This window comes from Spirillospora sp. NPDC048819, assembly GCF_040650055.1.
Lineage (GTDB): Bacteria > Actinomycetota > Actinomycetes > Streptosporangiales > Streptosporangiaceae > Spirillospora.
Genome location: NZ_JBEZGN010000017.1, coordinates 134,653 through 161,002, shown reverse-complemented (window position 1 = coordinate 161,002; position 26,350 = coordinate 134,653). Strand labels below are relative to the sequence as shown.

Below are 26,350 nucleotides of genomic sequence, written 5' to 3'. Positions count from 1 at the left end.
CCTGGGACACGGGCCCGTGCCGGGGTAGAGCATGAGACATGCGCAAACTCATCAACGCCCCGGCGGACGTGGTCTCCGACGCGCTGCGCGGCCTGGCCGCCGCGCATCCCTCGCTTCGGGTCGACCCCGGGAACGGGACGGTCGTACGGGCGGACGCGCCGCGCGCCGGGAAGGTCGCCCTGGTGTCGGGCGGCGGATCCGGCCACGAGCCGCTGCACGCCGGGTTCGTGGGCCACGGGATGCTCGACGCGGCCTGCTGCGGCGAGGTCTTCACCTCCCCGGTGCCCGACCAGATCATCGCCGCGACGATGGCGGTGAACGGCGGCGCCGGCGTCGTCCACCTGATCAAGAACTACACCGGCGACGTCATGAACTTCCATATGGCCGCCGAGCTGGCCGAGGACGAGGACATCGAGGTCGCGTCCGTCATCCTCGACGACGACGTCGCCGTCGAGGACAGCACCTTCACCGCGGGACGCCGCGGCACCGGCGCCACGCTGTTCGCGGAGAAGATCGCCGGCGCGCTCGCCGAGGAGGGGGCGGCGGCCGGCGCCGTCGCGGCCGTGGCGCGTGAGGTGAACGAGCGCAGCAGGTCGTTCGGGGTCGCGCTGTCGTCGTGCACGGTCCCCGCAGCCGGGACGCCGACGTTCGAGCTGGGCGAGGACGAGATGGAGCTCGGCATCGGCATCCACGGCGAACCCGGCCGCGAACGCGTCAGGATCGGTACGGCGGCGGAGATCGTGGACGCCTCGCTCAGCGCGATCGACGCCGACATGCCGCTGTCGGGGTCCGAGGTGCTGGTGCTGGTGAACGGAATGGGCGGCACCCCGCTGATCGAACAGTACGTCGCGTACGCGGCGGCGGCGGAGTGGCTGGACGGGCACGGCGCGACCGTCGTCCGTCCCCTGGTCGGGCCGTACGTCACGAGCCTGGAGATGGCCGGCTGCATGATCAGCGTGTGCCGGCTGACGCCCGAGCTGACCCGCCTCTGGGACGCGCCCGTCGAGACCCCCGGGCTGCGGTGGGGCCGGTGAACGCGAGCTCGATGAACGCGGGCTCGATGAAGGCGGGGGACGCCGTTTCCTGGATCCGGCACGCCGCCGAACTCGTCGCCGCCGACGCCGACCGGCTCACGCGGCTGGACGCCGCCATCGGCGACGGCGACCACGGCCTCAACCTCGACCGGGGGTTCCGCGCCGCCACCGAAGCCCTGTCCGGCGAGGCGTCGCCCGGGGACGTCCCGCCCGGCAAGGTGCTGATCGCCGCCGGCCGGGCCATCGTGTCCAAGACCGGCGGCGCGTCCGGTCCCCTCTACGGGACGGCGCTGCGCCGCGCGGGCAAGGCGCTCGGCGACACCGCCGACGTGGACGCCGCCGCGCTCGGGGCCGCGCTCCGCGCCGCGCTGGAGGGCGTCCAGGACCTCGGGAAGGCCGCCGAGGGCGACAAGACGATGATCGACGCGCTGGCCCCCGCCGTCGCGGCGTACGAGGCGGCGCTCGCGGACGGCGCCGACCTCCCCGGCTGCGTCAGCGTCGCCGCCGGCGCGGCGGCCGAGGGCGCGGACGCGACCGTCCCGATGCAGGCGCGCAAGGGCCGGGCCAGCTACCTGGGTGCGCGCAGTATCGGCCACATGGACCCGGGTGCGTCGTCCACCGCCCTCATCCTGCGCGCCCTGTCCGACGTCGTCGCGGCCGACGCGGCCTCAGGGGAGGGATGAGGCGGATGGTCGGGATCGTCGTGATCTCCCATAGCCGGACGCTCGCGGAGGGCGTCGCCGAAGTGGCGCGGGCCATGGGCGTCGGCAAGGCCGTCGTGGAGCCCGCGGGAGGCGACTCCGAGGGCGGGCTCGGCACGAGCGTCGACCTCGTCGAGGGCGCCGTCGCCGCGGCGGACGGCGGCGACGGCGTCCTGCTGCTCGCCGACCTGGGCAGCTCCGTCCTCACCGCCAAGATGCTCATCGAGGACACCGACGGCGGCGACGTGCTGCTCGCGGACGCGCCGCTCGTCGAGGGCGCGGTCGCCGCAGCCTCCATGGCGGCGGCGGGCGCCGACCTCGCCGCCGTCCACGCCGCCGCCGAATCCGCCTACGACCACCGCAAGACCCGCTGACCCGCGGGTTCAGGTCGCGTCGGGGCCCGCCGCGTCAGGGCCCGCGAGGAGGGTGCCGAGGACGGACGCCACGCCCGTCGCCGGGTCGCCGCGCACCTCGTACACGCGGGTCTCCTCGCCGGCCCCACCGGCTCCGGAGGCGTCGCCGCCCTCGGAGACGGTGATCCGGTACGCGGGGAGGTCGGCGCCGACCTCGCCCTCGTCGCCGCGCGCCTGCGCGGCGGCGAGCGCGTCCACCGCCTCCCGGATCCGCACGGCCGGCCCGGCGGGGAGCGCGGCGGTGTCGTAGAGCGCGACGACCGCCTGCCGGCCGGTGAACCCGCCGGTACTCTCGATCTTCACGCGCATGGAGTCCGCACCTCCCGCCGGGGCCGGCCTCGGGCTACTTGCCGAAGGCGCGGCGCAGTACTTCGAGATCGTCCCGGAGGATGTCATCGTCCTCCAGGGAACCCCCCATGGCCAGCTTCTCGGGCGCGACGACCTCGTACTCGGGCATCTGCATCGTGCCGCAGCAGCGGGACCTGTCCTGCTCGGCCCGCAGGCTCGCCGACCGCTCGTCGTACGGCTCGACCTCGGTGACGTCCTGCCCGTCCCCGGTGTAGGCGGCGTCCGTCATCCTCATCTGCCCGCTCATCAGGTCGGTCAGCGGCGTCGCCGCGGTCGTGACCTCGCGGACCGCGAACCGGTTGCGGACGAACGTCCGGTAGATCGCCGGGTCGCCGCGCGTCGCCGAGATCTGCAGCATCTTGTTCGCCACGTCCGCGTACCCCGCGCCCGTCGCCGGGGACGCGACGATCGCGTCGAACACCAGCCGGCACAGCCCGGACGCGACCTCGATCAGCACGAGCGCCGGGTCCTTCGTGCGGCGCTGCCTGCTCATCTCGAACGCGTAGACGTCCGCGAGCACGTCGTAGACGGCGCCGGTGAACACCTGCGAGATCGCGTGGACCTCGTTGCCGACCTGGCTCAGCTTCAGGTCGTTGTCGGCGTTGCGGAGCCCGGACGGCATGCCGAGCGCCTGGCCGAACTCCTCGGCGAGGTCGGCGAGGAACGACTTGTCGTGCAGGTTCGCCTTGGTGAGCGCCACCAGCGCGTCGGCCTGGTCCGGCTGGGCCAGCGCCAGGAAGATCGCCGTCAGGTCGCCGAACGACTCGTGCAGGCCGCCGGTCTGCGGCGGATTGCCCGCCGACAGCCAGCCCGGCTTCAGCCCGTCCAGCAGCGCGTGGCCGGTCTCGTGCGCGACGATGTCGAGCGAGCGGCACGTGTGGACGACCCCCGACGAGCCGCGCGGCTCCGGGGTGAAGAAGAAGAACTTCAACGCCTGGGCCGTCCGGCTGTAGAACGCGTTCGCGCCCGCGGCGGCGTGCGGGAACACCGTGATGGGGTCGGTGTTGCCGCCGCCGTTCCACGCGAACGGGATCGGTTCGCCGCCGTTGTGCCGTTCGTACATCGCCATCGTCTGCCGGACGACGGCGAACGTGTGGGCGCAGTCGAACTGCGGGGTTCCGGCGTTGAACACGAAGTCGCCGCTGATGTTGCGCGCGACCGGGGTGACGCCCGGCAGTTCGATCTTGACGCGCGCGTCCGCCGGGCCGTTCAGCACCACGGTCGGGATGAAGGCCATCCGGGCGCCCAGCTCAGTGACGGACGGGTCCTGCTTGTAGACGAACATCCGGTGACCGGTCCTCGGCGGCACCGGAATCGGCACCGGACGCGGAGCGGGCCGCGGTACGGGCGGGGCGGCCTGCCCCTGAGCGGCGGCCTGGGGCCCCCGTCCCGGCCACTGAGCGGGAACCTCCGCCGCCGGCTCGGTGTCCCGCTGTGCCTGGATGTCGTGCTGGTGGATCGTCATCGAAACCACCCTCCCCATTACGGTGCGCGAGTCCTGCTGACTCTGCGCTCCTGTGGGCGGACATGCGGGGATGCGGTGCGGGGCCATGCACTCCGGTGGGACGGGCCGGTCCGGTACGGGTCCGGCGGGTCTCGTATCCGCCCTGTTCGAGGAGAACGGTCCGCCGGTCAGGAGATCCAGTCAACCCGGGAAGTCCAAAAGACCCCTCATCTGTCCACATGCAGCCGCGGGACCGTTCCACATGCGGTCGTACGGCCGGCGCGCACGCCGTCGCCGGGCCGGGCTGGGCGGACGCGCCGAAAACGTCCGCGCCGAGCCGTAGACTCGCACGTGATGTCGAAGACCGAAGCTCACCCCTTGCTCGATGGCCTCAACCCGCAGCAGCGCGCCGCCGTCGTGCACTCCGGCGGCCCCCTGCTGATCGTCGCGGGCGCCGGCTCGGGCAAGACCCGGGTGCTCACCCACCGCGTCGCCCACCTGCTCGGCGAACGCGACGTGCACCCCGGCCAGATCCTGGCGATCACGTTCACCAACAAGGCCGCCGCCGAGATGAAGGAACGCGTCGACGCCCTCGTCGGCAACCGCTCGCGCGCCATGTGGGTGATGACGTTCCACTCCGCCTGCGTCCGGATCCTGCGCCGCGAGGCCAAGCGCCTCGGGTTCCCCACGAGCTTCTCGATCTACGACCAGGCCGACGCGAACCGGCTCATGGCGCTCGTCTGCCGCGAGCTCGACCTCGACCCCAAGCGCTACCCGCCGAAGTCGTTCAGCGCCCAGGTGTCCAACCTGAAGAACGAGCTGATCGACTACGAGACGTTCAAGGACCGCGCGTCCACCCACATGGAGCAGACGCTCGCCGAGGCGTACGAGATGTACCAGGCGCGCCTCCAGCAGGCCGGCGCCATGGACTTCGACGACCTGATCATGCTGACGGTCAACCTGCTGCAGGTCTTCCCGGAGGCCGCCGAGCACTACCGGCGCCGGTTCCGGCACGTCCTCGTGGACGAGTACCAGGACACCAACCACGCGCAGTACGAACTCGTCCGGGAGCTGACCGCCCCCGTCGAGGGCATCGGCGCGGCCGAACTGTGCGTCGTCGGCGACGCCGACCAGTCGATCTACGCGTTCCGCGGCGCGACGATCCGCAACATCCTGGAGTTCGAGCGCGACTACCCGGACGCCACCACGATCCTCCTGGAGCAGAACTACCGCTCCACGCAGACGATCCTGTCGGCGGCCAACGCGGTCATCGAGCGCAACGCCGACCGCAAGCCGAAGAAGCTCTGGTCCGACCAGGGCGAAGGCCACAAGATCACCGGCTATGTGGCCGACAACGAGCACGACGAGGCCGCGTTCGTCGCCCGCGAGGTCGACCGCCTCACCGACGACGACGCGGCCCGCCCCGGCGACGTCGCCGTCTTCTACCGCACCAACGCCCAGTCGCGCGTCTTCGAAGAAGTGTTCATCCGCGTCGGCCTGCCCTACAAGGTCGTCGGCGGTGTCCGCTTCTACGAGCGCAAGGAGATCCGCGACCTGCTCGCCTACCTGCGCTGCCTCGCCAACCCCGAGGACACCGTCTCTCTGCGCCGCATCCTGAACGTCCCCAAACGCGGCATCGGCGACCGCGCCGAGGCGTGCGTCGAGGCGTACGCGTCCCGCGAGCGCATCTCGTTCTGGCAGGCGCTGCGGGTGCCCGAGGACGTCCCCGGCATGGCCACCCGCTCCATCAAGGCCGTCCGCGACTTCGTCGCCCTCCTCGACGAACTCGGCGTCGCCGCCGAATCCCTCACGCCCGCCGACCTCGTCGCCGAGGTCCTCAAGGCCAGCGGCTACCTCGCCGAACTCCAGGCGTCCAAGGACCCGCAGGACGAGACCCGCGTCGAGAACCTCCAGGAACTCGAAGCCGTCGCCCGCGAATTCGAAGAACGCCTCGACGGCGAACCCGCCGAAGGCCGCCTCGCCGAATTCCTTGAGCAGGTCGCCCTGGTCGCCGACGCCGACTCCATTCCCGGCGGCGCCAAGGGCAACCCCGTCCCGCCCGGTGAACAGCCCGAGGAAACCGAACACGGCGTCGTCACCCTCATGACCCTGCACACCGCCAAGGGCCTGGAATTCCCCGTCGTCTTCCTCACCGGCATGGAGGACGGCGTCTTCCCGCATTTGCGCGCCATGAGCAATCCCAAGGAACTCGAAGAGGAACGCCGCCTCGCCTACGTCGGCATCACCCGCGCCCGCCGGCGCCTTTACCTTTCCCGCGCCACGATGCGCAGTTCGTGGGGCGCCCCGCAGGTCAACCCGCCGTCCCGCTTCCTCGGCGAAGTCCCGAAAAGCCTGGTCGAATGGGAACGCGAGGCGTCGTCCACCTCCGGTTCCGCGATGGCCCAAATGGCCGCCCGCCCCGGGACCCGGTCCCCGGGCAACCGTCCCGTCCCGTCTCTGTCCCCAGGCGACAAGGTCACCCACGACGCCTTCGGCCTGGGCACCGTCGTCTCGGTCTACGACCGGGGCGAAAAGGCCAGCGTCGACTTCGGCGGCGAATACGGCGTCAGAACCCTGGTCCTCCGCTACGCCACCATCGAAAAACTCTGACCCCGGTCAGTCTTCCTCCACACGCACCTGATCCCCGACCCGGCAACCGTCCGGGAGGTCGCGGAAGTCGGGATAGCGGTCGTTGCCGAGTTCCAGCCCGTCCAGGCTCCGGCGGCACGACCGGTCGGCGAGGACCGCCTGGACGAGATAGGTGTCGCCGTCGCGCCCGAAATCGGTGCCGATGCCGGTGGAGCGGATGTCCCACGGCCCGTCCCCGCCGACGTCCTCCGGGCCGTAGTCGGCGAGATAGAACGTCTCGTCGTCCTCGTCGAAGATGAAGATGCGCAGATCATCGTCACCGAGACCGCTGACGTTCCCCTCGACGGTGAAGTCATCGTCGTCGAACAGGACGTCGCCGTCGTCCGGCCTGGTCAGGTCCACCTTCGCGGCACGCCTGGACGGGCCCGCGGTCGACCTCGTCGGGGACGGCGACGGCGAGAGGCTCGCCCGCGTGGCCGCCGACGTGGGGCTCGCCGGAGGCGCCTCCCGGCTCGGTGAGGCGGCCGCGGGAGGGACGAGCACCGGCGTCCCCGGAGGCCGGTTGTGATCATCGGACACCGTCCACAGCAGGGAGAGGGCGGCCAGCGCGGTCGCCACGCCGAACGCGACGAACGGCCGGGCGCTCGGCGGCCACAGGCGTTCCTGCTGCGGCAGGGCGTGCTTCGGTCGCTTCCCGGATGCAGGTTCCACGCTGAGCTCCTCGCGCCGCAGGCCCTCGTCGGCCGGAGCGCCCCCTCGGCCCGCCGGCACGGGGCCGTCAAGCCGGGGGAACGCCCTACCCCGCTGCACGTGCGCGACGCCCAAGAGGGTTCACCGAGACCCAGCCCGTCGTGCAGTAAACAGACACATACCGGAACAGCAATGCCACACTTCGTCCATGGGGTTCTTTGAAGAGCGCTGGCAACGCCGGGTGGAAGAGCGACCGCCCACTCCGGAGGAACGGGCGCGAGCGGACGAACAGGCGAGGGAGGCCGAGCGACTCCGGCTGGAGGCGGAACTCGACTCGATCTGGGTATCGACCCTTTCCACTGCCGAGAGATCGTTCGAGCAGCACGACGTCGTCCAAGGTGAACCCTCCGACGACGGCGCCTGGGCGCTGGTCAGCCTCAAACAAGCGGCCCGAGCGGCCGGTTACGACGCGGTGCTCGGAGTCGGATTCTGCCCCGTCATATTCCGCATGCAGGGCGACCCGGTCCTTCTCCCGACAGGTGCGGTGACACCCGGCCAGAAGAAGATGGTCCAACAGGTGTTCGCCTATGGAACCGGAGTCAGGTGGCTCCCCTCCGCACCGGAGTGACGGCACGCCTTGCGTCATCCTGATCCCATGACGATCAGCACGCGTGCCCTCGGCGACGACTTCCCCACCCCCATCACCGACCGCTACTTCGAGGACTACGCCGCCGGAGCGGCCTACGAGTACGGGCACGTCACCGTGGACGAGGCCGAGATCATCGAGTTCGCCCGCCGGTTCGACCCGCAGCCCATCCACGTCGACCCGGCCTTCGCGGCGGCCGGGCCGTTCAAGGGGATCATCGCGAGCGGCTGGCACACCGGCTCGATCATGATGCGCCTGTTCGCCGACCACTTCCTGTCCCGTGTCGCCAGCCTCGCCTCACCCGGCGTGGACGAGCTTCGCTGGCCCGCGCCCGTTCGTCCCGGTGACGAGCTCCGCCTCCGGGTGACGGTCCTGGAGGCTCGCGCGTCCCGCTCCAAGCCCGATCGCGGCATCGTCCGCACGCGCGCGGAGCTCCTCAATCAGGACGACCAGCTCGTCCTGCACACCCTTCCCATGAACATGCTCAGGCGCCGCGACGCCTGAGCACCGGCCGAGCGCCCGCCGCCGCCCGGCTTCATCGGGGCGTCAGGTGGTTCAGGAAATCGTCGAGGATCTTCGTCTGGCGGGCCGCGGGGAAGCGGGCCGGGTCGAAGAGCGCCTGGACGACCAGGCCATGGGCGAAGGCGGCGACGGTGTCGACCAGGCCCTCGATGTCGGACGAGGCGGGAAGCTCGCCCTGTGCGGCGGCCGTCGTCACGTGGGTGCGGAGGCGGTCGCGCCAGTGCTCGTAGCGGCGCTTTTCGCGGGCGGTCAGGTCGGGGTCGGCCAGTGCGCCGTCCCAGGAACCGACCCAGATCCTGTTCATGGCCGCAGAGGCGGGGGTGAGGGGGAGGACGTCCAGGAGCGCGGCCCGCAGGGCGGTCAGGCCGTCGCCGGGGGCGTCGCGGAGGCGGCGGTTCGCGGTGTGCTCGTCGGCGAGGTCGAGAGCGTGGGCGACCAGGGCCTTCTTGTTCGGGAAGTAGTGGGTGAGCAGGCCCGTGGAGGCGTCCATCTCCGTTGCGACGGCGCGCAGGGTCAGGCCGCCGAAGCCGCGGTCGGCGAGGACGCGCCAGACGGCTTCGGAGACGTCGCGGCGGCGGGCGTCGTGATCACCTCGGGGCGGCATTCCCGTAGAGTACATAACGAACGTTTTGTATGTATCCCGGGAGGCCCCCCATGTTCGCTCGCCATCTCGCCGACGACGCCGAACTGCGTCCCCTGGAGCCGTGGCAGGCGGCCGAGTTCGCCGAGCACACGGACCGGGTCCGCAAGGACATCGACGACTACATCCCGTGGGGACGCACGGTCGTGGACGAGGCGACCGCCCGCGAGCTCCTGCAGTCGTACGCGGTCAAACAGGCCAGGGACGAAGGCCGCATCTACGGCATCTGGGTGGACGGGGTCCTCCAGGGCGGGACGGTGTTCCGGACGTTCGACGTCAAGATGGGCGTCTGCGAGGCGGGGGTGTGGCTCGGGGGCGAGGTGCGGGGGCGCGGGCTGGTCACCATCGCGGTCCGGCACATGATCGACTGGGCGTTCGGGGTGCGCGGGATGCACCGGGTGGAGTGGTACTGCGACCCGCGCAACACCGCCAGCGCGGCCGTGGCGAAGCGGCTCGGCATGACGTGCGAGGGCGTCCACCGGCAGTCGTTCGTCCTGGACGGCGACCGGCGGGACGCCCAGGTCTGGGCCGTCCTCGCCGATGAGTGGCCGCCCGCCTGAGCAGGCCGCGCGTCCGGGTGGGCACACGCTGCCGGGCGCGCTCGGGCACGCCGCCGATCCGGCCGGTACGCCTTGCGGTCAGCGCGCCGGCGGGACGGGGAGGGGGTCTTCCAGGGCGGAGAGGCTGAGCAGGACCAGGGACGCCGTCCAGCCGAGAGGGGCGGGGCCGGCGGGCTCGCCGGTCGGGCCGACCTTCTCCGGCAGGACGCCCAGTGACGTGCGGTGCGCCGACAGCCAGCTCAGCCGGCCGAGCGCGTCGCCGGTCCGGCCCGACGCGGCCGCGTTGAGGCCGAACATCGCCGTCTCCGGCGTCCAGGCGACGTCGGGGTTGCCGGACCAGCGTTCGCCCGGCAGGACGCCGCCGTTCGGCAGCGCCGTCTTGCGGGCGGCGGCGGCGATCGCGGCGGTCACGTCCGGGTCGGCGGCGGCGAACGGCGGCGCGATGAACGTCACCGACGTGTCCATCAGGCCGCCGGGGACGGGGGAGCGCGGGTAGCCGTACGGGGCGAACTGGCGGTCCACGGCGGCGGAGACGCGCTGCGCCGCCCCGTGCCACCGCGCGGCGTCGCCGCCCTCGCCGCGGCGCCGGGCGAGGTCGGCGGCGGAGCGCAGCCCGGCCAGCACCGGGCCGACGACCCCGAGCGTGGGGCGGCGCGGGTCCTCTTCGCGGCGGTGGTCGCGTTCCCAGTAGTCGGACGAGGCGGGCGGCAGGCCCTCGGCGTCCAGGGAGCGCGCCAGGTGGTCGGCGGCGCGCTGCACCATCGGCCACAGTTCGGGGAGTTCGTCGCGTTGCCCGTGGCCGTGGACGCGGTGGAACCAGGTCGCCCACAGGACCCAGCCGAGCGAGTCGAGCTGGGGTGCCCGGCCGTCGGCGACCGCCGTCCCGTCGGGGTTGTAGCGCGCGGCCCACATGCCGTTCTCGTTCTGGGCGCGGGAGAGGAAGCGCAGGATGCGGCGGGCCTCGGCCGGGTGGCCGGTCACGGTGAACGCGGCGACGGCGAACGCGGAGTCGCGGGGCCAGCAGTACCGCCACTTGCTGTACCAGGACGCAAGAGACGCCCCGTTCGGGCGGGTGAGGAGCCGCAGGTCGAGCAGGGCGCGGGCCGCCATGTCGCGGTAGCCCATGTCCGTCCCGGTCGCCGGGTCCAGGCCGCCGGCCGGGATGGTGCCCTGCGACAGCCAGGCGTTGTCGGACCGGACCGCCTGGTCCACCCGGGGGTCGGACGCGTCGACGGTGACGGGCTGCTCCCCGCCGGTCGGGATGAGCCGGATCCGCCCGTCCGCCAGCCGGACGACGGAGCTGTCCGGCAGGTAGGACGCCCCTTCCGCCTGGGCGGCCGGCAGCGGGACGCCGGCGAACGGCCAGCCGCCGCCGCCGATGAGCCCGGGGCTCGCCCAGCCCGGCCCGGTGCGGTCCGGGACGGTGGCGCCGCCGGTCGCGATGAGCGCGGCCACGATGAGCAGGGCGGCCACGCGCCGGAACGTGCGCGCGCCGCCGCGCCTCCTCCGCCGCCTGCGCGCGGGCGGTGCGGTGTGGGCGGGGGATGCGGTGTGGGCGGGGGATGCGGTGTGGGCGGGGGATGCGGTGTGGGCGGGGGATGCGGTGTGGGCGGGGGATGCGGTGTGTGCGGGGGATGCGGTGTGTGCGGGCGGTGCGGTGTGCGCGGGCGGCGGGGGGAGCTCGGCCGAGGTGATCCCGGTGGGGAAGGACTCGGTGGGGAAGGACTCGGCGGGGACGGTCTCGGCGGGGAGAGGATCGGCGGGGACGGGGGGCGCGACGGTCGTGTCCCGTTCCTCCGCCATCGCCATGCGTCCGCCCCCTTACCGCATCTTCCGCCCGGCTGGCCACCGAAGACGAAATAAGTACATCAAACTAAGTCAATTGGTTCATCCTCCTCACGAGCCACTCGTGCCCTCCTCAAGGATGAGCACACCTTCGTTTCGGTGATACTCGCGGACATCTGGACCCGGCGGCATCACCACGAGGGCGGGTTGACTAGGCTGCATCGACGGAGCGGACCGCAGAGTGCCGGCCGCACGGACTCCCGTGTAACCCCCACTCGTGTGGTCATTCGGCTGTCGATCCGTTTAAGGACGCCTCGTGGACCTGTTCGAACATCAGGCGAAGGAACTCTTCGCCGAGTACGGGGTACCGGTGCCCACCGGCAAGGTCGCCCATACTCCCCAGGAAGCCCGGGCCATCGCGGCGGAGCTGTTCGCCGCGGGGAGCTCGAAGGTCGTGGTCAAGGCCCAGGTGAAGACCGGGGGCCGCGGCAAGGCCGGCGGCGTGAAGCTGGCCGACTCGGCGGACGAGGCGCAAGTGCTCGCCGGCCAGATCCTCGGCATGGACATCAAGGGCCACACGGTCCACAAGGTCCTGATCGAGGAGGGAAGCGCGATCGCGCAGGAGTACTACTTCTCGTTCCTGCTCGACCGCGCCAACCGCACCTTCCTCACCATCTGCTCCGTCGAGGGCGGCGTGGAGATCGAGGAGGTGCCGCACGACCGGCTGGCGATGGTGCCGGTCTCGCCGCTCGACGGCGTGGACCGGGCCAGGGCCAGGGAGATCGCCGAGCAGGGCCGGCTTCCGCAGGAGGCCCTCGACGGCGCCGCCGAGCTCATCGAGCGCCTCTGGGCCGTGTTCACCGACGAGGACGCCTCCCTCGTCGAGGTGAACCCGATGATCCTCACCGCCGACGGCCAGGTGAAGGCCCTCGACGGCAAGGTCACGCTGGACGACAACGCGGCCTTCCGCCAGGAGCACGAGCAGTACGAGGACAAGGGCGCCGCCGACCCGCTGGAGGCGGCGGCGAAGGCCAAGGACCTCAACTACGTCAAGCTCGACGGCAGCGTCGGCATCATCGGCAACGGCGCCGGGCTGGTCATGTCCACCCTGGACGTCGTCGCCTACGCGGGTGAGGAGTTCGGCGGGCAGAAGCCCGCGAACTTCCTCGACATCGGCGGCGGCGCGTCCGCCGAGGTGATGGCGAACGGGCTGGAGATCGTCCTGTCGGACGACGACGTGAAGTCCGTCTTCGTGAACGTCTTCGGCGGCATCACGGCGTGCGACGCCGTCGCCAACGGCATCGTCTCGGCCTACCAGCTGCTGGCCGATCGCGGCGAGGCCGTCAACCGCCCCCTCGTCGTCCGGCTGGACGGCAACAACGCCGAGCTCGGGCGCAAGATCCTGAGCGACGCGGCGCTGAACGGCGTACAGCAGGTCGACACCATGGACGACGCGGCCAAGCGTGCCGCGGAACTCGCGGCAGGTGCATGAGATGGCCATCTGGCTCACCGAGAACAGCAAGATCATCATTCAGGGGATCACGGGCTCCGAGGGCACCAAGCACGGGCGCCGGATGCTCGCGTCCGGGGCGCGGGTCGTCGGCGGCGTGAACGCCCGCAAGGCCGGGCAGACCGTCGAGTTCGACGGCACGACCCTCCCGGTCCTCGGCACCGTCAAGGAGGCGATGGAGCAGACCGGCGCGGACGTGTCGGTCGTGTTCGTGCCGCCGAAGTTCACCAAGGACGCGGTCGTCGAGGCGATCGACGCCGAGATCCCCCTCTGCGTCGTGATCACCGAGGGCATCCCCGTCCACGACACCGCCTTCTTCTGGGCGTACGCGGAGAAGAAGGGCGGCAAGACCCGCGTCATCGGGCCGAACTGCCCCGGCATCGCGTCCCCCGGCAAGTCGAACGCGGGCATCATCCCGGCCGACATCACCACGCCGGGCCGCATCGGCCTCGTGTCGAAGTCGGGCACGCTGACCTACCAGATGATGTACGAACTGCGCGACGTCGGCTTCTCCACCTGCGTCGGCATCGGCGGCGACCCCGTCATCGGGACGACCCACATCGACGCCCTCAAGGCGTTCCAGGACGACCCGGACACCGACGCCATCGTCATGATCGGCGAGATCGGCGGTGACGCCGAGGAGCGCGCCGCCGCCTACATCGAGCAGAACGTGACCAAGCCGGTCGTCGGCTACGTCGCCGGGTTCACCGCCCCCGAGGGCAAGACCATGGGCCACGCCGGCGCGATCGTGTCCGGTTCGTCCGGGACCGCGGAGGCGAAGAAGGAGGCCCTGGAGAAGGTCGGCGTCCGCGTCGGCAAGACTCCCAGCGAGACGGCCGTCCTCATGCGGGAGATCATGAAGAACCTCTGATCCGCCGCTCCACCCGAAAGACGCCCGAGCCGCCCCGGCCCGGGCGTCTTTCGCGTGCGGCGGCGCGGCGCTCCCAGGGACGGCTCCCGATCGCCGTCTTTCCGGGGGTGGACGACAAAGGCGACACGCCGGGCCGGGGGGCGTCCGGGCGGCGGGCATGGTGCCAGCATGGAGCGCGTGAGCGAAGCGAGCCCTGGACGGCGTGCGGGCCCCCGGTCACCGGGAGGCGAGGCGCCGGGAGGCGCGGCGGGACGGGCGCCGCGGCGTCCGGAGCGAGGCGGGGCGCCCCCCGATCACGAGCAGCGCGGACAAGAGCAGCGCAGGCAGGACGGGCCGCCGGCGGCGTCGGTGGCCAGGCCGCTGTACGTGACGGGGCTCGTGGCGGCGCTGTGGTGCATCGGGATCGGGCTCGCCGTGCTCACCACCGTCACGCTGATCGGGTGGATCGCCGCGCCGAAGACCGCTCTCGGCGGCGGGCTGCCCGGGGTGTTCCGGACGGCCGTCAACTTCTGGCTCGTGTCCCACCACGCGGGCTTCTCCTACGGGCAGGGACGGGTGGGGCTGCTGCCGCTCGGTCTGCTCGTCCTGCCGGGGGCCCTGCTGTATCGCGGCGGCGGGTGGATGATCCGGGTCGCCGGGCTGCCGCACCGTCCCCGGAAGGCGGTCGTGCACGTCGCGGTCGCGCTGGCGGCCCCGTACGCCGGGCTGGCCGGGCTGCTCGCGCTGGCGGCGGCGTCCCCGCAGGTCCGGCCGTCGGCGTGGCAGGCGCTCCTCGGGGGGTTCCTCGTCGCGGTCATCGCGGGCGGGCTGGGCGCCGCGCGGGCCGTCGTCGCGGCGCAGGTGGCGGCGCAGGCGCGGGGGGAGCGGGTCCGGTCCGGGCTCGGCGCGCTGCTGCGGCTGCTGCCGGACCGGCCGCGTTCGCTCGTGATCGGCGTGGCGGGGTCGCTGTCGGTGCTGCTGGCGTCGGGGGCGCTGCTGGTGGGGGCGTCGCTCGCCGTGAACATGCCGGACGCCGACCACCTGTACGACCTTCTCGCCCCCGGTGTCGTCGGCGGTGTCCTCCTGCTGCTGGTGCAGCTGGCGTTCCTGCCGAACGCGGTGATCTGGGGGATGGCGTACGCGGTCGGGCCCGGCTTCTCCGTCGGCGCCGGGACGAGCGTGTCGCCGACGGGGGTCTTCCTGGACGCCGTCCCGGCGTTCCCGCCGCTCGCGGCCTTGCCCGACCCCGGTCCGGCGCCCGCGATCTCGCTGCTCGCGCTGGCCGCGCCGTTCGTCGCCGGCGCGGTGGGCGGCGCCCTCACGATCCGCTCGCTGCCCGCCCCGGTGTCGGAGGGGGCTCCGATGTGGGGTTTCGTGTCCGGGGCGCTCACCGGCGCCGTGGTGGCGCTGCTGAGCGCGCTGTCGGGCGGGCCGCTCGGCGGCGGACGGCTGGCGACCGTGGGTCCCTCGGCCTGGCAGGTCGGGCTGCTGGCGGCCCTTGAGGTCGGCATCTCCGCGGCGATCGCGGCCTGGGCGGCGAACACGATGATCCTGCGCCGTCCCGCCCGCGCGGCGTCCAAGCCCAAGAGGCGCTCCAGGAAGCGGCCGGAGAAACGCCCGGCGGGGGGTGCGCGTGCGCGGCGGGCTCCGGCGCCCATGCCCCTGTCGGCGCCCGTCCCGGGCGACTATCAGAACGAGCCCGGGCCCGCGCCCAAGGCCCCGTACGCGCCCGATCCGCTGGAGTTCGAGGAGGCCGATCCCGTCCTCGCGCCGCGCCGCCCGGCCCGCCGGAAGGCGGACCCGCTGCCGGACCTGGCCGAAGAGCGGCCCCAGCGGAAGCCGGCGCCGCCGCCGCCGAGCGACGGCACGGTCGTCGTCGAAGGCCACCTCATGGACGACCCGCCAGACCCGCCGGACACGCCCGAGCCGGCCGGCCCGGTGGACGGGCCCGGGGAGCCGCCCGTCCCGCTTCCTCGCGAGGACCCCGGGCGCACCGAGAACCGCGGCGGCGCGATCTACGTCCTGCGCGAAGAACCCGAACGGGACGGTTAGCGCACGCCGACGGTCAGAGCAGGTCGCCGTACTGGTCCATGCTGCCGCGCGGCAGGCCGAGCTTGTCCTCGATCTTGGGGTAGTACTCGTCCCGGCAGGCCTGCTTGTCGGCGCCGGTGTTGGACGTGCTGAGGCAGTTCTGGTAGCCGCTCAGCTCCGACCACAGGAACACCGTCAGCGAGACCGACAGCACCGAGAACACCAGGCCGATCGAGCCGAGCACGATGCCCGGGACGGCGCCCGGGGCGGCGTCGCCCCCGCTGCGCGCGGCCCGGCGGGCCCGGATGCCCACGACGAGCGCCGCGACGCCCAGCACGAGGCCGAGCGGGTAGAAGAAGAACGCGGTCAGCAGCGCGATGCCGCCGAGCCACAAGGCCCGCCAGCCGGCCTGCCGGGACTTCGGCTGCCCCGCGGGCGGCTGCCCCGCCGGCCGCCCGTCGGGGCGGTCTTCGGGCGGGGCCGGACGGCCCGGCTGCTCGCTCACGTTCGTTCCTCCTGGCCTGGGGTGGATGACCGCGTGGGTCCGCTCTCCGCGCGGTCTGCTTTCAAGGTGCGCCGAACTGGCCCGATAGGCTTCGTGGTGGCCCGAACACAACCCCCACCGTCCACCAGGGAGTCATGGTGTCCGCCCGGCTCGTCGTCCTCGTCTCCGGCGCGGGGACCAACCTACAAGCGCTGCTCGACGCGTGCGCGGATCCAGCCTACGGGGCGAAAGTGGTGGCCGTGGGAGCGGACCGTCCCGATACCGGCGGAAACGCCCGCGCCGAACGGTCGGGTTTGCCCACTTTCACCGTCCGCGTCCCTGATTTCCCGTCTCGCGACGCATGGGACGCGGCGCTGACCGAGGCGGTCGCGAAGTACGAGCCGGACCTGGTGGTCTCCGCCGGGTTCATGAAGATCCTCGGGCCGCGTTTCCTGGCGGCGTTCGGCGGCCGGACGGTCAACACCCACCCGGCGCTGCTGCCGTCGTTCCCCGGCGCCCACGCCGTACGGGACGCCCTGGCGTACGGGGTGAAGGTGACGGGCTGTACGGTTCACTTCGTCGACGAAGGCGTGGACACCGGACCCGTCATCGCCCAGGAGACCGTTCCCGTGGGCTGGCATGACGACGAGGACTCCCTGCACGAGCGGATCAAGCAGGTGGAGCGCCGGCTCCTGGTCGACGTCGTCGGACGGCTCGCCCGCGACGGCTGGACGGCGCGCGGCAGGCGGGTCTCGATGAAGTGCAGGACCTGTGGTGATGCGTCCGAGAGTGGTTCATCCGATGTAGAGGGGAGCTCGGCCGGTGAGTCGGGTGGCGATTAAGCGCGCGTTGATCAGCGTGTACGACAAGACCGGGCTCGAGGAGCTGGCCCGCGGCCTGCACGAGGCGGGCGTGGAGATCGTCTCGACCGGGTCGACGGCGGGGCGGATCTCCTCCGCCGGTGTCCCGGTGATGAAGGTGGAGAAGCTCACCGGGTTCCCCGAGTGCCTGGACGGCCGGGTCAAGACCCTGCACCCGAAGGTGCACGCGGGCCTGCTCGCCGACCGCCGCAAAGAGGACCACCTCCAGCAGCTGGACGACCTGGCCGTCGAGCCGTTCGACCTGGTCGTGGCGAACCTGTACCCGTTCGCCGACACGGTCGACTCGGGCGCCGCGCCGGACGAGTGCGTCGAGCAGATCGACATCGGCGGCCCGACGATGGTCCGCGCCGCCGCGAAGAACCACGCGAGCGTCTCCGTCATCGTCGACCCGTCCGCCTACGGGTCCGTCCTGGACGCCGTGACGGCCGGCGGTTTCACGCTGGAGGAGCGGCGCCGCCTGGCCGCGCGCGCCTTCGCGCACACCGCGTCCTATGACGTGGCCGTGGCGTCGTGGTTCGCGAGCAGCTACGCGCCGGACGAGACGGCCGCGCAAGCGCAGTGGCCCGACTTCCTCGGCGTCACCTGGGAGCGCGCGAACGTCCTCCGCTACGGCGAGAACCCCCACCAGCGCGCCGCCCTCTACACGGACGCCTCCGGCGGCGGCCTGGCCGGGGCGGAGCAGCTGCACGGCAAGGAGATGTCCTACAACAACTACGTGGACGCGGACGCCGCCCGCCGCGCCGCCCACGACTTCACCGAACCCGCCGTCGCGATCATCAAGCACGCCAACCCGTGCGGCATCGCGGTCGGCGCGGACGTCGCCGAGGCGCACGGCAAGGCGCACGCCTGCGACCCGCTGTCGGCGTTCGGCGGGGTGATCGCGGTGAACCGGCCGGTCACCGTCGCGATGGCCGAGCAGGTCGCGGAGGTCTTCACCGAGGTGCTGGTCGCGCCCGCGTTCGAGGACGGTGCCCTGGAGGTCCTGACCCGCAAGAAGAACATCCGGCTGCTGCGCTGCCCGCAGGGCCCCGCGAATCAGGCCGAGTACCGGCGGATCGACGGCGGTGTCCTGCTGCAGGGCGTCGACCGCGTGGACGCCGCCGGCGACGACCCGTCCACCTGGGAGCTGAAGGCCGGCGCCGCCGCCGACGAGGCAGTGCTCGCCGACCTCGCGTTCGCGTGGCGGGCGGTCCGCTCGGTGAAGTCCAACGCGATCCTGCTGGCCGCGGACGGCGCCACCGTCGGCGTCGGCATGGGCCAGGTCAACCGCGTCGACTCCGCCAAGCTCGCGGTCGCGCGGGCCGGGGCGGAGCGCGCCGCGAACGCCGTGGGCGCGTCCGACGCGTTCTTCCCCTTCCCGGACGGCCTCGAGGTGCTGGCCGAGGCGGGCGTGCGGGCGATCGTCGAGCCCGGCGGGTCCGTCAACGACGACAAGGTGATCGCCGCCGCGGAGAAGGCCGGAGTCAGCCTCTACTTCACCGGCGTCCGGCACTTCTTCCACTGACCGGCCGCCGAGCAGACACCGATCGGGCGTGGACCCGGTGTGGCGGAGAACACCGACACATCGGGTTTGAGCTGTCGTCTTCACGGTTCGGTGCAGGTAGCCTCGGCTGGGCCGCGCCTCATGACCGCTTCTTGACTCCGGCGCGACCGTTCCGTTGTTGAAGGGCTGGCGCGATGGATGTGCTGTTGTCGCTCATGCTGGGCGTGGTCTACCGGGCGGACACGCTGCTGATGGAGTCGCGGCAGATGATCGGCCTGGTCGCCGCCTTCCTCGCGGCGGTCCTCGCCGCCCAGCTCGGCTGGCACGGCACCGACCGCCTGATCGCCTGGCGGCAGGGCTCCTCCGAGGACTGATCGGCCGCCGATGCCCAGGTCGTCCCGGCGGCGGGACGGTTCAGCGGAGCCGGGCCCGCAGCGCCTCGGCGGCGGCCGGCCATTCGTCGTCGGTCATCCCGTAGGCGGCGGTGTCGCGGATCGACCCGTCCTCCCGGATCCGGTGCTTGCGGTGGATCCCCTCGAACGTCGCCCCGAGACGCTCGATCGCCGCACGTGACCGCCCGTTGCTCGCGTGGGTGTGCCAGCCGACCCGGATCGCGCCCAGCTCGTCGAACGCGCGCCCCATAAGCAGCAGCTTCGCCTCTGTGTTGATGCCGGAGCGGTGCCAGCGCGCGCCGAGCCAGGTGTGCCCGATGCACAGTGACCGGTGGGACGGCGCGACCTCGTAGTACGACGTCGTCCCGGCGACCTCCCCGGTCTGCGCGTCGATCTGCGCCCACGGCAGCCGGAATTTCTTCTCGCAATGCGCGAGGGCCTTGCCGACCATCGCGCGCATGTCGTCGGCGGTCGCGGGCTGCCGCTCGCTCAGCCACGTCCAGACGGCGGGGTCCTTGGACGCCTCGAACAGCCCCTCGGCGTGCTCGGGGGACAGCGGCTCCAGCCGGACGTACCGCCCGCTCAGGACGGGGCGCTCGAACCATTCGTGACGCGTGCCATGACTCATGCGGATCACGCTAGAAGCACCGGGGTGGCACCCGGCAGAGCCACCTGACGCCGATTTCCGCATGCCACTCGGCCGAGGGCGGGCGGGATACCATGGATCCTTCACGCGACTGGCGCGGTCAAGGTGGATCACCACCGGGGAGCGAACGACAGTCCGGACACCGCGCGCCTGGGTGGACGGGACTCCATGGCGGCCGGGCCCCGAGCCGGGTCCGGGCCCCTGGCGAGACCCACGCGGAGGAACGCATATGACGGCACAGATTCTGGACGGCAAGGCCACGGCCGCCGAGATCCGCTCGAACCTCAAGGTGCGCGTCGAGGCGCTCCGCGACCGCGGCGTGACCGTCGGCCTCGGGACGGTCCTCGTCGGCGACGACCCCGGCAGCCACTCCTACGTCAACATGAAGCACCGCGACTGCGCCGAGGTCGGCATCGAGAGCATCCGCCGCGACCTGCCCGCCACCGCCGCCCAGGACGACGTGGAACGCGCCGTCGCCGAACTGAACGCCGACCCGGCCTGCACCGGCTACATCGTCCAGCTTCCGCTGCCGAAGGGCCTGGACGAGCAGCGCGTGCTGGAGCGCATCGACCCGTCCAAGGACGCCGACGGCCTGCACCCGGCGAACCTCGGGCGGCTCGTCCTCATGCAGCCCGGCCCGCTGCCGTGCACGCCGAAGGGCATCATCGAGCTGCTGCGCCGCTTCGACGTCCCGATCAAGGGCGCCGAGGTCACCGTCGTCGGCCGCGGCATCACCGTGGGGCGTTCGCTCGGCCTCCTGCTGACCCGCCGCACCGAGAACGCGACCGTCACCCTCTGCCACACCGCCACCCGCGACCTGGCCGAGCACACCCGCAAGGCCGACATCGTCGTCGCCGCCGCCGGCGTCCCCGGCCTCATCACCGCCGACATGGTCAAGCCGGGCGCCGCCGTCCTGGACGTGGGCGTGTCCCGCGTGGACGGCAAGCTCGCCGGGGACGTCGCCGCCGACGTCTCGGGCGTCGCCGGCTGGGTCGCGCCGAACCCGGGCGGCGTCGGCCCGATGACCCGCGCGATGCTGCTCGCGAACGTCGTGGAGGCCGCCGAGCGGCAACTCGCCTGACACGCGGAGGCCGCCACCGGCACCCCGGTGGCGGCCTGCGCCGACACTGCTCCGGACGGAGCCGCGCCGTCACCTGCGCGGCCCCGCACGGGCCGGTTCAGCGATCGCCCTCGTGTCGCGCTGCCGGAGAGGGCGATCGCAGGTTCACCTCAGCTCGCCCTCCGTCCCGCCGTGCTCGGCGCCGCACGGTTCGGACCGGTGACATGGCCGTGTCCCGCGCCCGCCCTGCGGGTCTCGGCCGTGCCGCGGACCCCGGGGACCCGCCCGTCCATCGGCGGGCGGCCCTGCGGGACGTGCACCGGCGGCAGCGGCCGGACGAGGCCCATGGCGATGACCTCGTTGGCGAGCCGCGTGCGCCGGTTGGCGCCCTCGGGGATCCGGAACTTCTGATAGAGGCGCAGCAGATGCTGCTTGACGGCCGCCTCCGTCACCACGAGCTCGCCGGCGATGTCGCGTGCCGTGGCGGGGGCCACGAACGCCTCGTCGGAGAGGGCGGGACGGCAGAGCGAGGTCAGCACGTCGACCTCGCGGCGGGTGAGCTCGGGTGCGACGGCACGCCGCAGTTCGACGTCCGGGTCGACCTCCTCACGGGGGATGCCCCCCATTCGGCAGCGCGCCGTGCCGAAGCTGACGACGTCACCGTCCTCCAGGACACGGCGGGCGATCGGCCTGCCGTTGACTCGGGTCCCATTGCGGGACAGGCCCATGTCCACCACGTAGACGTACGGACCGCGTCGGACGATCTCTGCGTGCAATCGGGACACACTCGGGTCGTCGAGGCGGATGTCGACTCCTCTCCCTCTCCCGACCGTCGTAACGTCGGGGCGCAGCGGCACCACCAGCCCGCTGTCCTCGATCCGCATGAACGGCCCCTCCACGGCAGTCCTCCCAGCTAGTTAGCGACCCCTGTCTGCCGGGTTACCCGGGCGCGTGACCGTCACACCCTCCTACTGGCGAGTAGCACCGATGGCGCAGGGCATTCGGGCCTCTCGGGCATCCCTGTGCCCCCTCGCGCCCCACCCGCTTTTCCGTCCCGTCCGACAAGCCGGACACCCGCGGACCTGCGGATGATCACCGCGATGTGCGCCGAGGCGTGAAAGCCGCCCGCCGCGAGAGGTCCATCGGACGAGTCGTGCCGGGACCCGAATGCCTATACCGTGGAATCAGCCGAGCGGAGCTCGTCCTTTGTGAATGGTGGCGGGTGGGGGCTGGAGGACGGACCATGAGCACCCAGGTGCACCGGCGGCGGCGCAGGGCGCCGCGCCGCAGAGGCGCCGCGCCGCACTGGCTCGCGCAGCTGCCGTACCTGATCGTACTCAGCGGCGTCGGCGCCGGCCTCACCCTCTGCGCCTTCAACTACTTCCGCAAGGGGTCCGGCCTGATGGCGGCCGCGCTGCTCATCGGCGCGCTCGCGCGTCTCCTGCTGCCGGAGTCCCAGCTCGGCCCGCTCGCCGTCCGCAGCAGGTCCATCGACTGCTGGACGCTCGTGATCCTCGGCGAGATGGTCGCGTTCGTGTCGCTGAGCGTCCCGCCGATGAACAAGACCGGGCTCGTACTCGCGGGCGCCTTCGGCGTCCTGATTTTGCTCGTCCTGCTGGTGCGCGGTGTGAAGCTCCTCATCGCCGGACGCCGGGCCGGTCCGCCGGGCGCACACGTCCTCCCAGGTGAGGACGGTCATGGCCGACCGGAACGGCCGGGCCAGGTCTAGACCTCATGGGCGCCTCGGCTAGCCTTGCCAGTTGAGCCTTACAAGGACCGAGTCCCTTTCGTCCGGGGTGTACCGGCGGCCCGACACCGCCACGCCCCCCGAGGACGCGAGGGCTCACCGCTGGCCAGGTGTAGGAAAGGGACAGCAGCAGCATGCCCAAGATCAAAGTAGCGGGCCCGGTCGTCGAACTCGACGGCGACGAAATGACGCGGATCATCTGGAAATTCATCAAGGACCAGCTGATCCTGCCTTACCTCGATGTGGACCTTAAGTACTACGACCTGGGAATGGAACACCGTGACGCCACGGACGACCAGGTCACGATCGACGCCGCCGACGCGATCCGCGAGCACGGCGTCGGTGTCAAGTGCGCGACCATCACCCCCGACGAGGCGCGCGTCGAGGAGTTCGGCCTGAAGAAGATGTGGCGGTCCCCGAACGGGACGATCCGCAACATCCTGGGCGGCGTGGTGTTCCGTGAGCCGATCATCTGCTCCAACATCCCCCGGCTCGTCCCCGGCTGGACCAAGCCGATCATCATCGGCCGCCACGCGCACGGCGACCAGTACAAGGCCACCGACTTCGTGGTCCCCGGCCCCGGCACGGTGATGCTCACCTACACCCCCGAGGACGGCGGCGAGCCCATCGAGATGGAGGTCGCGAAGTTCCCCGGCGGCGGTGTCGCCATGGGCATGTACAACTACGACGCCTCGATCCGCGACTTCGCGCGGGCGACGATGCGGTACGCGCTGGAGCGCGGGATGCCGCTGTACATGTCGACGAAGAACACGATCCTCAAGGCCTACGACGGCCGCTTCAAGGACCTCTTCCAGGAGATCTACGAGAGCGAGTTCAAGGCCGAGTTCGAGTCCAAGGGGCTCACCTACGAGCACCGCCTCATCGACGACATGGTCGCGGCGGCGCTCAAGTGGGAGGGCGGGTTCGTCTGGGCCGCCAAGAACTACGACGGCGACGTCCAGTCCGACACCCTCGCGCAGGGCTTCGGCTCCCTAGGCCTCATGACGTCCGTCCTGATGACCCCCGACGGCAAGACCGTCGAGGCCGAGGCCGCGCACGGCACGGTGACCCGGCACTACCGGCAGCACCAGCAGGGCAAGCCGACGTCGACCAACCCCATCGCGTCGATCTTCGCCTGGACCCGCGGCCTCGAGCACCGCGGCAAGCTCGACGGCCAGCCCGAGGTGAGCGACTTCGCCCGCAAGCTGGAGGATGTCTGCATCGAGACCGTCGAGTCCGGCCAGATGACCAAGGACCTGGCCCTCCTCGTCGGCAGGGACACCCCCTTCCTGACCACGCAGGAGTTCCTGGAGGCCCTCGACACCAACCTCCAGAAGAAGATCAACGGCTAGGCGACCCCTCGCTTGGAGGCCGTCCCGGGTTCGTCCGGGGCGGCCTTCCGCGTGTTCGGGGACGTTCGCCATGCCGGGTGGCGCACCTGGCGGGAGGCGGGCGCGGCGCGCGCGATAGCCTGGCCACGGAAATATCTCGACGGCGAGAGACCCGCGCGCCCTGCCGTCGCAAGGGCGGCGCTCTCGGGCGGTCGGGTTCGAAGGATGGCCGCCTGAGCCCCGTCAGGTCATAGCAGGAGAAGAAGGCAATGACGCGCACCCCAGTCACCGTCACCGTCACCGGCGCAGCGGGCCAGATCGGCTACGCGCTGCTGTTCCGCATCGCGTCCGGGCACCTCCTGGGCGCGGACGTACCCGTACGCCTGCGGCTGCTGGAGATTCCGCAGGCGGTGAAGGCCGCCGAGGGCACCGCGATGGAACTGGACGACTGCGCGTTCCCGCTGCTGTCCGGCATCGACATCCTCGACGACGCGACCAAGGCGTTCGAAGGCGCCAACGTGGCCCTGCTGGTCGGGGCGCGCCCCAGGACGAAGGGCATGGAGCGCGGCGACCTGCTGGAGGCCAACGGCGGCATCTTCAAGCCGCAGGGCGAGGCCATCAACGCCGGCGCCGCCGACGACATCAAGGTCCTGGTGGTCGGCAACCCGGCCAACACCAACGCCCTGATCGCGCAGCAGCACGCCCCGGACGTCCCGTCCGACCGCTTCACCGCGATGACGCGCCTCGACCACAACCGCGCCCTTGCGCAGCTGTCCAAGAAGGTCCGGGGGACGGGAACGCGCGTCTCCGTCGCCGACATCCGCAAGCTCACGATCTGGGGCAACCACTCGGCCACCCAGTACCCGGACATCTTCCATGCCGAGATCTCCGGCAAGAACGCCGCCGAGACGGTGAACGACCAGACGTGGCTGGAGAACGACTTCATCCCGACCGTCGCCAAGCGCGGCGCCGCGATCATCGAGGCGCGCGGCGCGTCCTCGGCGGCGTCGGCCGCCTCTGCCGCGATCGACCACGTGCACACCTGGGTGAACGGCACCGCCGCCGGTGACTGGACGTCCATGGCGGTCGTGTCGGACGGCTCCTACGGCGTGCCCGAGGGCCTCATCTCGTCCTTCCCGGTCACCACGAAGGACGGCAAGTGGGAGATCGTCCAGGGCCTGGACGTCAACGACTTCTCCCGCACCCGCATCGACGCGTCGGTGAACGAGCTCTCCGAGGAGCGCGACGCCGTCCGCAAACTCGGCCTGATCTGACACACGTCCCGAATCGAGCCCCGGACCGGCGTGGTCCGGGGCTCGTTCGGTCTGTTACACCGGCGGCATGCGAGCAATACGCCCACATCGAGTCGGCATTGTCGGACCGCCACATTAGAAAGGCGCAGAGACGCATGCTGTGCGGAAGGAAGGTCCGACGATGAAAATGCTCCCTCGATCCGGCGCCACGCTGCTCGTCCGCACCGACTTCCACGACCCCGAGAAATGGAAGGCTCTACAGGCGACCATCGACACACCCAACGAGGACGGCTTCATGGCGTCGGCAAGAGTCCTTGACGACCCTGCTTACCAGGACCTCTCGACGGAGCAGATCCTCGCGCTGGTCCCCGACGCCCCCGGGTACCGGCTCCTAACAGTCGTGGACAAGACCACCGTCGGCTCTCCCGAGATGCCACTGCTCGTGATCGACCTCCTAGAGGAACCCCGAGGCGAGATCCGGGTCATCGCCACCGAGTTCTGGTCGATCGAGAACAACCTCTCGCTGGCCAACATGGATTTTCATGAGTTCGCCGACGCCGTCGCCGAGGATGGCATCTTCCGCGGTTTCTGAGGGCGCATCACCGTTGTTCGCCGTCGCCAAGGCGACACGAGCAGCGCAGCCTCGCAAGGTCTCGGTCGGCGTTTCAGGCTTTCACGTGAGACGACGGGCCCAAGCACGCAGGACCGTCATGCGCCCAGCCTGGTGAAGCGAAAGGCCGGGCACCGTTGGGACGGGGAGAAGTCCGCGGCGGGGGACGGCTCCCCCGCCGCAATGGGCGGCGAACACTGGGCCCATCACATCAAACCGGACGTTCGCTAGTCTCACGGCGTGGTCATGGAAGATCGGCTTGGCACCGTCGACGGCCTGCTCGTCCTTCCTTTTCCGGCTGAAGACACAGTGGAGGGTGACCGTTCCAGTGGACCGGGCTACCACGTGCGCGTCCTGAAGGCCAGTCGGGACTTTTGGGACGACGACGGCGCGGAGGTCGTCGAGGCGGCCGCGGAGGAGATCGACACCGCCCTCCAGACATTGGTGGCCGCATTGACGGCCCGCTGGGGCGGGCCGGAGCCGATCGATCTGGGCCCCTATCTGTGGGATGAGAGTGAAGTTCCGGAGCCGGTCAACCGGCTCTGCCAGCTCAGTGCCGAGATGCTTGTTTGGCGCCGACCGGACGCCGGCCGATGGGTTGCGCTGTGCGTTGGACAAGGCGACCGGGAGTTCCCCATCGAGCTGCTCGCAGCGGTCGGCGAGACTCCGGTCCCATAGGACGGCCCGTCGGCCGCGGGCT

Annotated in this window: 27 protein-coding genes and 1 riboswitch; of the genes, 19 read left to right on the top strand and 8 right to left on the bottom strand. The window is 71.6% G+C overall.

The window, feature by feature from the left end:
- The first annotated feature begins 38 nt into the window (after nucleotides 1-38).
- The 3 genes from dhaK to dhaM are packed head-to-tail and all read left to right on the top strand — an operon-like array spanning nucleotide 39 to nucleotide 2,109.
- Complete coding sequence (gene dhaK, locus AB0C35_RS23260; protein ID WP_358459131.1) at nucleotides 39-1,034, top strand: dihydroxyacetone kinase subunit DhaK; 996 nt, start codon at nucleotides 39-41, stop codon at nucleotides 1,032-1,034.
- The gene (dhaL, locus tag AB0C35_RS23255) at nucleotides 1,031-1,717 is read left to right on the top strand and encodes a dihydroxyacetone kinase subunit DhaL (protein WP_358459129.1); all 687 of its coding nucleotides are present in this window, start codon (nucleotides 1,031-1,033) and stop codon (nucleotides 1,715-1,717) included. Before dhaK ends, dhaL begins: the two co-directional genes overlap by 4 nt.
- Nucleotides 1,714-2,109, top strand: a complete 396-nt coding sequence (dhaM, locus tag AB0C35_RS23250) for a dihydroxyacetone kinase phosphoryl donor subunit DhaM (protein ID WP_358459127.1) — start codon at nucleotides 1,714-1,716, stop codon at nucleotides 2,107-2,109. The genes dhaL and dhaM overlap by 4 nt, the downstream gene beginning before the upstream one ends.
- 9 nt (nucleotides 2,110-2,118) lie before the next feature.
- Here the strand turns inward: dhaM and AB0C35_RS23245 are convergent, their stop codons facing one another.
- Entirely contained in the window at nucleotides 2,119-2,457 is a 339-nt protein-coding gene (locus AB0C35_RS23245) for a protealysin inhibitor emfourin (protein WP_358459125.1), read from the bottom strand.
- Between the two features lie 34 nt (nucleotides 2,458-2,491).
- Nucleotides 2,492-3,961: a hypothetical protein gene (locus AB0C35_RS23240; RefSeq protein WP_358459123.1), complete on the bottom strand. Its 1,470-nt coding sequence runs from the start codon at nucleotides 3,959-3,961 to the stop codon at nucleotides 2,492-2,494.
- Nucleotides 3,962-4,294: 333 nt separating this feature from the next.
- Here AB0C35_RS23240 and pcrA point away from each other — a divergent pair, with 333 nt between their 5' ends.
- On the top strand, nucleotides 4,295-6,550 hold the full coding sequence (pcrA, locus tag AB0C35_RS23235) for a DNA helicase PcrA (protein WP_358459121.1): 2,256 nt from the start codon (nucleotides 4,295-4,297) through the stop codon (nucleotides 6,548-6,550).
- Nucleotides 6,551-6,556: 6 nt separating this feature from the next.
- On the opposite strand, the gene AB0C35_RS23230 is transcribed toward pcrA, so the two are convergent.
- Complete coding sequence (locus AB0C35_RS23230; RefSeq protein ID WP_358459119.1) at nucleotides 6,557-7,240, bottom strand: hypothetical protein; 684 nt, start codon at nucleotides 7,238-7,240, stop codon at nucleotides 6,557-6,559.
- A 187-nt stretch (nucleotides 7,241-7,427) separates the two neighbouring features.
- Between AB0C35_RS23230 and AB0C35_RS23225 the strand changes: the two genes are divergently transcribed.
- Nucleotides 7,428-7,847 carry a hypothetical protein gene (locus tag AB0C35_RS23225; protein ID WP_358459117.1) on the top strand — a complete coding sequence of 140 codons (420 nt, stop codon included), beginning with the start codon at nucleotides 7,428-7,430 and terminating at the stop codon, nucleotides 7,845-7,847.
- 27 nt (nucleotides 7,848-7,874) lie between these two features.
- Complete coding sequence (locus AB0C35_RS23220; protein ID WP_358459115.1) at nucleotides 7,875-8,369, top strand: MaoC family dehydratase; 495 nt, start codon at nucleotides 7,875-7,877, stop codon at nucleotides 8,367-8,369.
- A gap of 31 nt (nucleotides 8,370-8,400) precedes the next feature.
- Here AB0C35_RS23220 and AB0C35_RS23215 read toward each other — a convergent pair whose 3' ends face one another.
- Nucleotides 8,401-8,991: a TetR/AcrR family transcriptional regulator gene (locus AB0C35_RS23215; RefSeq protein WP_358459113.1), complete on the bottom strand. Its 591-nt coding sequence runs from the start codon at nucleotides 8,989-8,991 to the stop codon at nucleotides 8,401-8,403.
- A 50-nt stretch (nucleotides 8,992-9,041) separates the two neighbouring features.
- Here AB0C35_RS23215 and AB0C35_RS23210 point away from each other — a divergent pair, with 50 nt between their 5' ends.
- Nucleotides 9,042-9,587: a GNAT family protein gene (locus AB0C35_RS23210; RefSeq protein ID WP_358459112.1), complete on the top strand. Its 546-nt coding sequence runs from the start codon at nucleotides 9,042-9,044 to the stop codon at nucleotides 9,585-9,587.
- A 78-nt stretch (nucleotides 9,588-9,665) separates the two neighbouring features.
- Here the strand turns inward: AB0C35_RS23210 and AB0C35_RS23205 are convergent, their stop codons facing one another.
- On the bottom strand, nucleotides 9,666-11,396 hold the full coding sequence (locus AB0C35_RS23205) for a glycoside hydrolase family 15 protein (RefSeq protein WP_358459111.1): 1,731 nt from the start codon (nucleotides 11,394-11,396) through the stop codon (nucleotides 9,666-9,668).
- 292 nt (nucleotides 11,397-11,688) lie between these two features.
- On the opposite strand from AB0C35_RS23205, the gene sucC reads away from it, so the two are divergent.
- From sucC to AB0C35_RS23190, 3 genes are all read left to right on the top strand, one after another.
- Nucleotides 11,689-12,864, top strand: coding sequence for an ADP-forming succinate--CoA ligase subunit beta (gene sucC, locus AB0C35_RS23200; RefSeq protein WP_358459109.1), 1,176 nt, complete (start codon nucleotides 11,689-11,691; stop codon nucleotides 12,862-12,864).
- Between the two features lies 1 nt (nucleotide 12,865).
- The gene (gene sucD / locus AB0C35_RS23195; protein ID WP_358459107.1) at nucleotides 12,866-13,753 is read left to right on the top strand and encodes a succinate--CoA ligase subunit alpha; all 888 of its coding nucleotides are present in this window, start codon (nucleotides 12,866-12,868) and stop codon (nucleotides 13,751-13,753) included.
- A 177-nt stretch (nucleotides 13,754-13,930) separates the two neighbouring features.
- Nucleotides 13,931-15,784, top strand: coding sequence for a DUF6350 family protein (locus AB0C35_RS23190; RefSeq protein WP_358459105.1), 1,854 nt, complete (start codon nucleotides 13,931-13,933; stop codon nucleotides 15,782-15,784).
- Between the two features lie 13 nt (nucleotides 15,785-15,797).
- On the opposite strand, the gene AB0C35_RS23185 is transcribed toward AB0C35_RS23190, so the two are convergent.
- Nucleotides 15,798-16,268: a DUF4190 domain-containing protein gene (locus AB0C35_RS23185; protein ID WP_358459103.1), complete on the bottom strand. Its 471-nt coding sequence runs from the start codon at nucleotides 16,266-16,268 to the stop codon at nucleotides 15,798-15,800.
- Between the two features lie 134 nt (nucleotides 16,269-16,402).
- Between AB0C35_RS23185 and purN the strand changes: the two genes are divergently transcribed.
- The 3 genes from purN (at nucleotide 16,403) to AB0C35_RS23170 (ending at nucleotide 18,985) form a co-directional block, all read left to right on the top strand.
- Nucleotides 16,403-17,089, top strand: coding sequence for a phosphoribosylglycinamide formyltransferase (gene purN / locus AB0C35_RS23180; protein ID WP_358459101.1), 687 nt, complete (start codon nucleotides 16,403-16,405; stop codon nucleotides 17,087-17,089).
- Nucleotides 17,070-18,632 carry a bifunctional phosphoribosylaminoimidazolecarboxamide formyltransferase/IMP cyclohydrolase gene (purH, locus tag AB0C35_RS23175; RefSeq protein ID WP_358459099.1) on the top strand — a complete coding sequence of 521 codons (1,563 nt, stop codon included), beginning with the start codon at nucleotides 17,070-17,072 and terminating at the stop codon, nucleotides 18,630-18,632. Before purN ends, purH begins: the two co-directional genes overlap by 20 nt.
- A gap of 173 nt (nucleotides 18,633-18,805) precedes the next feature.
- Nucleotides 18,806-18,985: a hypothetical protein gene (locus AB0C35_RS23170; RefSeq protein WP_358459097.1), complete on the top strand. Its 180-nt coding sequence runs from the start codon at nucleotides 18,806-18,808 to the stop codon at nucleotides 18,983-18,985.
- 40 nt (nucleotides 18,986-19,025) lie between these two features.
- Here AB0C35_RS23170 and AB0C35_RS23165 read toward each other — a convergent pair whose 3' ends face one another.
- Nucleotides 19,026-19,631: a GNAT family protein gene (locus AB0C35_RS23165; RefSeq protein WP_358459095.1), complete on the bottom strand. Its 606-nt coding sequence runs from the start codon at nucleotides 19,629-19,631 to the stop codon at nucleotides 19,026-19,028.
- A 95-nt stretch (nucleotides 19,632-19,726) separates the two neighbouring features.
- Nucleotides 19,727-19,812: riboswitch (ZMP/ZTP riboswitch) on the top strand.
- 66 nt (nucleotides 19,813-19,878) lie between these two features.
- Between AB0C35_RS23165 and AB0C35_RS23160 the strand changes: the two genes are divergently transcribed.
- Entirely contained in the window at nucleotides 19,879-20,730 is an 852-nt protein-coding gene (locus AB0C35_RS23160) for a bifunctional methylenetetrahydrofolate dehydrogenase/methenyltetrahydrofolate cyclohydrolase (protein WP_358459093.1), read from the top strand.
- 149 nt (nucleotides 20,731-20,879) lie between these two features.
- Here AB0C35_RS23160 and AB0C35_RS23155 read toward each other — a convergent pair whose 3' ends face one another.
- Nucleotides 20,880-21,593 carry an FHA domain-containing protein gene (locus tag AB0C35_RS23155; RefSeq protein WP_358459091.1) on the bottom strand — a complete coding sequence of 238 codons (714 nt, stop codon included), beginning with the start codon at nucleotides 21,591-21,593 and terminating at the stop codon, nucleotides 20,880-20,882.
- A gap of 359 nt (nucleotides 21,594-21,952) precedes the next feature.
- Between AB0C35_RS23155 and AB0C35_RS23150 the strand changes: the two genes are divergently transcribed.
- The 5 genes from AB0C35_RS23150 (at nucleotide 21,953) to AB0C35_RS23130 (ending at nucleotide 26,328) form a co-directional block, all read left to right on the top strand.
- Nucleotides 21,953-22,438, top strand: a complete 486-nt coding sequence (locus tag AB0C35_RS23150) for a DUF3017 domain-containing protein (protein WP_358459089.1) — start codon at nucleotides 21,953-21,955, stop codon at nucleotides 22,436-22,438.
- Nucleotides 22,439-22,590: 152 nt separating this feature from the next.
- Nucleotides 22,591-23,808, top strand: coding sequence for an NADP-dependent isocitrate dehydrogenase (locus AB0C35_RS23145; protein WP_358459087.1), 1,218 nt, complete (start codon nucleotides 22,591-22,593; stop codon nucleotides 23,806-23,808).
- 248 nt (nucleotides 23,809-24,056) lie between these two features.
- On the top strand, nucleotides 24,057-25,061 hold the full coding sequence (locus AB0C35_RS23140; protein WP_358459085.1) for a malate dehydrogenase: 1,005 nt from the start codon (nucleotides 24,057-24,059) through the stop codon (nucleotides 25,059-25,061).
- A gap of 160 nt (nucleotides 25,062-25,221) precedes the next feature.
- Nucleotides 25,222-25,632 carry a hypothetical protein gene (locus AB0C35_RS23135; protein ID WP_358459083.1) on the top strand — a complete coding sequence of 137 codons (411 nt, stop codon included), beginning with the start codon at nucleotides 25,222-25,224 and terminating at the stop codon, nucleotides 25,630-25,632.
- 264 nt (nucleotides 25,633-25,896) lie between these two features.
- Entirely contained in the window at nucleotides 25,897-26,328 is a 432-nt protein-coding gene (locus tag AB0C35_RS23130; protein ID WP_358459176.1) for a hypothetical protein, read from the top strand.
- Nucleotides 26,329-26,350 lie beyond the last annotated feature (22 nt).

Coding starts and splice junctions, on each gene's coding strand:
- AB0C35_RS23130 (WP_358459176.1), top strand. CDS start 25,897: ATGGAAGATCGGCTTGGCACCGTCGACGGCCTGCTCGTCCTTCCTTTT.
- AB0C35_RS23220 (WP_358459115.1), top strand. CDS start 7,875: ATGACGATCAGCACGCGTGCCCTCGGCGACGACTTCCCCACCCCCATC.
- AB0C35_RS23170 (WP_358459097.1), top strand. CDS start 18,806: ATGGATGTGCTGTTGTCGCTCATGCTGGGCGTGGTCTACCGGGCGGAC.
- purN (WP_358459101.1), top strand. CDS start 16,403: ATGGTGTCCGCCCGGCTCGTCGTCCTCGTCTCCGGCGCGGGGACCAAC.
- AB0C35_RS23150 (WP_358459089.1), top strand. CDS start 21,953: ATGAGCACCCAGGTGCACCGGCGGCGGCGCAGGGCGCCGCGCCGCAGA.
- pcrA (WP_358459121.1), top strand. CDS start 4,295: ATGTCGAAGACCGAAGCTCACCCCTTGCTCGATGGCCTCAACCCGCAG.
- dhaM (WP_358459127.1), top strand. CDS start 1,714: ATGAGGCGGATGGTCGGGATCGTCGTGATCTCCCATAGCCGGACGCTC.
- AB0C35_RS23240 (WP_358459123.1), bottom strand. CDS start 3,961: ATGACGATCCACCAGCACGACATCCAGGCACAGCGGGACACCGAGCCG.
- AB0C35_RS23225 (WP_358459117.1), top strand. CDS start 7,428: ATGGGGTTCTTTGAAGAGCGCTGGCAACGCCGGGTGGAAGAGCGACCG.
- AB0C35_RS23205 (WP_358459111.1), bottom strand. CDS start 11,396: ATGGCGATGGCGGAGGAACGGGACACGACCGTCGCGCCCCCCGTCCCC.
- AB0C35_RS23140 (WP_358459085.1), top strand. CDS start 24,057: ATGACGCGCACCCCAGTCACCGTCACCGTCACCGGCGCAGCGGGCCAG.
- dhaK (WP_358459131.1), top strand. CDS start 39: ATGCGCAAACTCATCAACGCCCCGGCGGACGTGGTCTCCGACGCGCTG.
- AB0C35_RS23145 (WP_358459087.1), top strand. CDS start 22,591: ATGCCCAAGATCAAAGTAGCGGGCCCGGTCGTCGAACTCGACGGCGAC.
- AB0C35_RS23210 (WP_358459112.1), top strand. CDS start 9,042: ATGTTCGCTCGCCATCTCGCCGACGACGCCGAACTGCGTCCCCTGGAG.
- AB0C35_RS23160 (WP_358459093.1), top strand. CDS start 19,879: ATGACGGCACAGATTCTGGACGGCAAGGCCACGGCCGCCGAGATCCGC.
- sucD (WP_358459107.1), top strand. CDS start 12,866: ATGGCCATCTGGCTCACCGAGAACAGCAAGATCATCATTCAGGGGATC.
- AB0C35_RS23215 (WP_358459113.1), bottom strand. CDS start 8,991: ATGCCGCCCCGAGGTGATCACGACGCCCGCCGCCGCGACGTCTCCGAA.
- AB0C35_RS23245 (WP_358459125.1), bottom strand. CDS start 2,457: ATGCGCGTGAAGATCGAGAGTACCGGCGGGTTCACCGGCCGGCAGGCG.
- AB0C35_RS23135 (WP_358459083.1), top strand. CDS start 25,222: ATGAAAATGCTCCCTCGATCCGGCGCCACGCTGCTCGTCCGCACCGAC.
- AB0C35_RS23165 (WP_358459095.1), bottom strand. CDS start 19,631: ATGAGTCATGGCACGCGTCACGAATGGTTCGAGCGCCCCGTCCTGAGC.
- AB0C35_RS23155 (WP_358459091.1), bottom strand. CDS start 21,593: ATGCGGATCGAGGACAGCGGGCTGGTGGTGCCGCTGCGCCCCGACGTT.